Annotated in this window: 2 protein-coding genes; both read right to left on the reverse strand. The window is 65.6% G+C overall.

Annotated features, from left to right (window positions below; genetic code table 11):
- Positions 1-2,438: FtsX-like permease family protein (locus VEK15_05785; GenBank protein ID HXV60184.1), on the reverse strand; the 2,438-nt coding region annotated here is incomplete at its 3' end.
- Positions 2,435-2,702: ATP-binding cassette domain-containing protein (locus VEK15_05790; GenBank protein ID HXV60185.1), on the reverse strand; the 268-nt coding region annotated here is incomplete at its 5' end. The genes VEK15_05785 and VEK15_05790, both read right to left, overlap by 4 nt.

The following is a 2,702-nucleotide window of genomic DNA, read 5'->3' on the forward strand; positions in this document are numbered from 1 at the left end:
ACAGCGGCCGCCGCGAGCACGACGAGGCTTTGCTCCAGGAAAAGCCGGGAAGGCCATGAGGGCGCGATGGTCCAGCCAAAGAAAGCTGGGTTCACGACGTAAACCAGCACGAGGGCGAAGGCGATGCCGACGACGCTCCCGAGAACGACCCCGGAGATTCCCATTCCGAGGCCCTTCCCGAGGTACACGATGAAGATCTGCCGGCGTTCCGCGCCCAAGGCACGATAGAGCGCAAGCTCCGACGCACGCTCTCTGGCCAGTACGAGCAGGGTCAGCGTTACCCCGCAGACGGCGATCACCAGACTCATGTAGCGAAGGAGGCGGGTGACCGCAAACGTCTGGTCGAAGACCCGCAACGCCTGCTCGCGCAGGCGGCGGTTGCTCGTGAGGTTCAGGGGAACTCCATTCAGACGCCGCCTCAGATCGTCCACGACCCGGTCGACGTCCGCTTCGGGCTCCAGATAGAGGGCGACGTTTTGAATGGGGCCGGCGCCGAAGTGCTCTTCGAGCGTGGCGAGAGACACGAAGGCCGAGCCGAGCTCGCTCGAATAGTCGTAATAGATCGCCGAGACCGGAAGATTGATTGGGCCATCGAATCCGGCCACGACCAGCTCGCCGCCGACCGAGAGCCCGAGCTTGCGTGCGAGCGGCTCGCCGACGAGAACGCCTCCAGCGGTCAGTCCCCGCTCCGCCTGCTCGGCGCTTCCGTCCAAGAGCGAGAATCTCCCGGCGATGGGGACGTCCACATCGATTCCCGAAAGCGAGAACCTTCTTCCATTCGAGTACGCCAAGAGCCCCCGCAATCGATCGACGCGGACCACGCTCGGATGACCACGGAGCGTATCCACGACCCAGGGCTCGAGCCCCGCTTCTCGGGCCCTCCGCCACGAGGGGGTCGAAACGTAGACGTCGGCTCGAATCGTCGCGTCGATCCAGATCGAGAGAGTCTCTCGAAAGCTCGAGACCAGCGTCGTGACCCCGACCACCATGCTCATCGCGACCGCGACCGCGGCGATGGCGATCGGAGTGGTCTGGAGCTGCTTGCCGAGGCCTTTCACGCCGTAGGTGAGCCCGAACCTGCGCACTTCGACCCTGCGCGTGGCCTGTTGCACGAGCCAAGGAGTGAGCAGAGGCACGGCGACCACCAGAAGGAAGGCTTGAACGAACCCCGCCGGGCGCCACCGGTCACCCGCGAGTGAATAGATCCCGCCGGCGGCGGCGACCACGGCGGCACCCAGCAGAAAGAGCCGCGGAGCTGCCTTCCCCACGCGCTCGTGGAGCGGAAACGCCGACAAGAGCGCGCGCGTGTCCTTGCGCCCCAATTCGAGCGCGGGGAACAACGCACCGAAGAGGGCGCCCGCGATCCCGATCGAGGCTGCCAGCAGGAAGAACCAGGGCGAGACTTGGAGCTCGTGGATCTCTTCGAGCAGGTAGAGATTCGAGACCGTGGCGCTCACCCGATCGACATTGGCCGCCGCCGCAAGATATCCCAGCGGCAGTCCCAACGCCGCCCCGGATACCGCGAGCACGCTGACATCCGCGAGCAGCAGCGCGAAGACCTGTCCGTGTGTAGCGCCGATCGATCTCAGGAGGCCGAGCTCGGTTCGTCGACGAACGAGCGTCGCTTGCGTGCTGCTGTAGACGAGAAAGCCGCCCACGAAGAGACTGATGAGCGAGAGCGCCGTGAGATTCAGGCGAAACGCCGCAAGAAGGTCTGAGGCCTGCTGCTCGCGCTCGTTCGCCGTCTGGATCAGGGCGGCGGGGCCGAGGCGCACGCCCAGAGCCGCACGCACGGCCTCGTGGTCGGCATCCGCCCGGATACGCACGTCGATTTGATCGAGCTCCCCCGGTGTTCCCAGAAGCGATTGCGCCTGGGCGATGTCCATCACCGCCAGGCGGGGGCTCGCGAGAGGTGACGCGCGCTCAAAGTCGGAAAACCCGCCCACGACCAGCTCGACCGTTCGCGTACCGACGCTGACCGGGAACCGGTCGCCGATATCCCAACCCTTCTCCCGAGCAAGCGCCGGGGTGACGGCCACCCAGCCGAGCTGCGAGAACGGGCCCGTGGTTTCGATTCTCTCTACGTCCCAGGGCAGGTCGATCGGCAGGAACAGATCCAAGCCCAAGATGGAGAGGTAACTGTCGCCCTGCGCCACATCGATTCGATGAATGGGCCACGCTGCCTCGACACCAGCCGTAGCCAGCACCTCGGGATAGAGCAACTCGGGGAGCGCGCCGGTGGTGCCGATGATGCTCAAGTCGGCATCACCGCTCACGGCTTTCATGCTCCCCCGGAACGCGCCCAGCGCATTCTGGTTGATGATTTGGATCGACACGACCGCCCCGACCCCCAACGCCACACCGGTGACGCTCAGGATGAAGAGGATTTTCCCGCCGTGAAGCTGCGCTCTCAGGGCGGCAAAGAAGTAGCGAATCACGCGGGCTCGAGCTTTCCACCGTGGAGCCGGAGCCGATCGTCCGCTCGCGCCGCCTGCTCGGAGCTGTGGGTGACGAAGAGCAGCGTAGCCCGCTGTTCATCGACCAGCTCCACAAGGAGATCCATCACCTGGCCGGAGCTGTGGTCGTCGAGGTTCCCCGTGGGCTCGTCGGCAAGAAGCAGCTTCGGCTTTCGCGCGATTGCCCGGCAGATGGCGATGCGCTGCATCTCGCCACCGGAGAGCGTCGACGCCTCCTGCAAAGCG

This window comes from Vicinamibacteria bacterium (assembly GCA_035620555.1).
Classification (GTDB): Bacteria; Acidobacteriota; Vicinamibacteria; order Marinacidobacterales; family SMYC01; genus DASPGQ01.